Below are 1,095 nucleotides of genomic sequence, written 5' to 3'. Positions count from 1 at the left end.
TGCGCCAGCTGGAAACGGAACCGCGCATCGAATGCGTAATCATGGGGGCCGGCCTGGACGATCAGATCCGCGGCGACCTGATTGGCATCATTGCCGCGCTCAGACCCGATGTCTGCATCCATCTGAAGGACCGCACGTCGGGGCCCGAAGGGCTGGTGCCCTTTGTCGAGCAAGTGGTGCAAATGCAAGTCCTGGCACCACCGAAACGCGCAGCAGCGGCGGTTTAGGCAAGACCCGCCCGCGGGCGGCTCACAGTCCCTGCCCTGCCGGCCGGGCAAGATCCGCTTGACCCCACGCCACCTTTGACAGCTGTCAGCCCGCCCGCCAGTCTAACTTGCGGGAGGAGACAATGCCGCTTGAACTGCTGCTGGCCCTGGTTGCGGGCGGGATATCCGCAATTGCCGCAATTCTGCATCTGACGGGACGGTCAGAACGCACCGTGCTGACACAAGCCAGTGCGCGCGATGCTTGGCTGCGGCATTGCCCCGGCGACAGTATCCGCCAAGTGCGGCCCGCGGCAGACGGCCATGCCGCGCTGATCGCAGCCCAAAGCGGCGCGGGCCTGGTTTGGTCCTTTGGCGCCGATACCGTGGCCCGGCATCTGAACGGCGCGGCTGTGTCCCCGGTTTCGGCCGGTTTGCAGTTTGACTTCAACGACTTCAGCGCTCCGGGCCTGACTCTGGCACTGACAAGCGCCGAGCGCGAACACTGGCAGGCGCTGATCGCCGCCGCCGAGGAGGCCGCATGACCGGACAGATATCCTATCCTGACGTGACCCAGCTGGCGGTGCCGTTCTTCATCGCCGCCATTCTGGCCGAACTCCTGTGGATCGCCCTGAAGAAACGCGGCGGGCGGTATGAGACGCGCGATGCCGTCACCTCGCTGATCATGGGCGCGGGCAGCGTTGCCGAAGGGCTGCTGCTGGGCTTTGTCGCCTGGGGGCTCCTGATGCTGCTTTGGCAGATCACGCCGCTGGACATGGGCACTTCTCTTTGGGCCGTGCTGGTGTGTTTTGTGCTGGACGATCTGCGCTATTACTGGGTGCACCGCTTGGGCCACCGGGTGCGCTGGGTCTGGGCCAGCCATGTTAACCAC

The 1,095-nt window shown here is 65.1% G+C and carries 3 protein-coding genes; all 3 read left to right on the top strand.

What is annotated here, in order from left to right:
- On the top strand, positions 1–227 hold a 227-nt coding region (locus A2I95_RS41330), incomplete at its 5' end, for a hypothetical protein (protein ID WP_291738075.1).
- A gap of 122 nt (positions 228–349) precedes the next feature.
- On the top strand, positions 350–748 hold the full coding sequence (locus tag A2I95_RS41325; RefSeq protein ID WP_027256425.1) for a hypothetical protein: 399 nt from the start codon (positions 350–352) through the stop codon (positions 746–748).
- The coding region (locus A2I95_RS41320; RefSeq protein WP_367153227.1) for a sterol desaturase family protein at positions 745–1,095 on the top strand (351 nt) is incomplete at its 3' end. The genes A2I95_RS41325 and A2I95_RS41320, both read left to right, overlap by 4 nt.

Source organism: Leisingera sp. F5 (assembly GCF_001593695.1).
Note: the sequence above shows the minus strand (reverse complement) of the source record. Positions and strands in the feature narration are given on the sequence as shown.